Genomic DNA, 2,283 nt, shown 5'->3' on the forward strand with positions numbered 1-2,283 from the left:
ACCCTGACCCATCCCCCACCCCACGCGCGCGGGCGACGCCTCACCGATGCACCAGAATCAGATCCACCGAATTTCGGACAGTGCCACTGCGTACGCCGGGCCGGACGACGACGCAGATCTCCGCTGGACTCTGAGACCCGACGCCGACATCGGCGGGACCTGACGACGATCTGCTCACCCGGGCGGCGGCCGACCCTCTCACGCAGGGTCCTGGGTGCAGATCGCCGCGCCATACGATCCGACGTCGTGTCGGTCAGCGGAAGATCGTCCACACCGCGGCGGCGGCGAGCGCTATTACGACCACAACCATCACCACGGTAACGAGGGGTTCGTGATCGGCGAGAAGTTGCTGCATGACAAGAAGTCATGCAGTCCCGGCTCCCGTCAGAGCAAGCTAGCGAGCGCGAGCACCAACACGGGCACTGACCGCATGGAAGAACCGGCACCGACCGGGCGCCCAGACAACGGCAACGGCAAACCCAGCATGGGGAGCCGAACCGGCGCCTCACGATCCCCTTACCGCCCCAGGACGTTGAAGTCCACCGCACGCCACACCCGAAGGCGCGTCGCACCGCAGGACCCTCTAGGGTGGCGGTCCGAACACCCAGAACATGAGGAAGCAGCAGGGATGGCCACCGATTACGACGCCCCGAGAGTCACCGAATCCGACGAGAGCGACACGTCCCTCGAACAGCTGACCGCCAGCCGGAAAGACACCCAGTCCCCCGTCGTCGACGTCGAAGACACCGACACCGCCGAATCCTTCGAACTGCCCGGCGCCGACCTGTCCGGCGAAGAACTCACCGTCCGCGTCCTCCCCAAGCAGGCGGACGAATTCACCTGCACGAGTTGCTTCCTGGTCCATCACCGCAGTCGGCTCGCCGACTCCGCGCAGCTGATCTGCCGGGACTGCACCTAACCGAACACCGGAACCCCTGGGTGCCTCGGATGCCTCCGGGTAAGTCCCGGGGGCGGGGAGAACCGACTCGATCAGAGCTTCGTCGCCGTCAATACTCACGATCGTGAACACCGAGATTCCCTCAGCATGAACCTTGACCGTGTCGCCGACATTCAAACCCGCGCGGGTTCCCGGATTCTCGGTCATAAGACATGACTAACCCGTCCGGTTTCGGTGTGCAAGCCGCCGATATTTGCCGGGTTCGATTCGATCTTGCTCCGACTGCCGCACCGGGGCGCGCCAAGCGCTGTGCCGATTGCCGATCGGCTACATGCAGGGTCGCTATCACCTGTCCTGTTGGATCGCTACTGTGCCAGGTGTGAGAGAACCGGTGCTGGATCGGCACGTCGACGTTGCACAGCTGTGGCAACTGGCCAGTGACGCGGCCCGGAAGGGCGAGAAGTGGGGGCAGCGCAAGAAGTCGGTGAGCGACGCCATGGAGACCTACTACGCCCAGCTGCGACGTGACAGACGCGGCGCGAAACGGTGGGTCGCCGAGGTCGTTGATCTCCTGGGATATTTCGACCTGTCCGCGGACTGGCGCGCAATTGAGAAAGGCCTGCAAATACTCGACCAAGCTGACGGTGACGTCACCGGTGCCGGTGCTGAGCTACAGCGGCTGGAGGTCGTGCCGGCTTCCTCGACGAAGAACTCCCTCTTCAAGAGCTCCTAGTCTAGGTGCTGACGCGGCAAGCGCCCGACCCGTGATCGGAGCCGTGTGGCGTGATCTGCAGCCACCCCAGGGTGAGAACCAGGCCCCCTCTGGGTGCGAAGTGTCAGCACTAGGGGGCGTGTTGGTCCCAGTTCGAGGGGACGACCGTGGACCACGCCCCACGAGGTGCTCCACCCAAACGAAGGCACACCCAGGGCACAAACAAGGAAAGTCTGATGTCCGAACCCCCTACGAAAGAATTATCCGAACTTGGCAAAGAAGCACTGAGACGGCTGAAGGCAGACCGTCTACCGTGGTGGCCCAAGGTCCCGCCCAAATCACCGATACCCCCGCTCAATACCCCACCACCCAGCACACTCACCCGCATCGCGGATGCCGGCAGATGGGTCGCCAGAGGCGCAAGGGCCTTCGGGTCAACCGTTGTGGGTGCAGTTACCAGCACCGCCGGGGCAAGCCTGCTCGGAGTCGCGGTGCTCGCCCTCGGAGCCGGATACCTCTGGGCCCGCTACGGCGGCGACAAGCCGATCGAGTACGGCCCGCGGTTCGACCCGAGGCCAGCTGTCGAAGCCCCCGTGGTACCCGGCACCGCGGCACCCGCCGCCGCACCGGCGGTACCTGCACCGCCAGCCGCCGCACCTGCACCCCCCGGTGC

3 protein-coding genes are annotated in these 2,283 nt (G+C 65.1%); all 3 read left to right on the forward strand.

What is annotated here, in order from left to right; genetic code table 11:
• Positions 1-628: 628 nt before the first annotated feature.
• Entirely contained in the window at positions 629-919 is a 291-nt protein-coding gene (locus G9373_RS45030) for a DUF4193 domain-containing protein (RefSeq protein WP_133987602.1), read from the forward strand.
• 358 nt (positions 920-1,277) lie between these two features.
• Positions 1,278-1,631 (forward strand): hypothetical protein, encoded by a 354-nt coding sequence (locus G9373_RS45035; protein ID WP_133987603.1) that lies wholly within the window; start codon positions 1,278-1,280, stop codon positions 1,629-1,631.
• Between the two features lie 422 nt (positions 1,632-2,053).
• Positions 2,054-2,283, forward strand: a 230-nt coding sequence (locus tag G9373_RS46095; protein WP_206033982.1) for a hypothetical protein, incomplete at its 3' end; no start/stop codon positions are given.

It is taken from the genome of Rhodococcus sp. A14 (assembly GCF_011603105.1).
Lineage (GTDB): Bacteria > Actinomycetota > Actinomycetes > Mycobacteriales > Mycobacteriaceae > Rhodococcus_F > Rhodococcus_F opacus.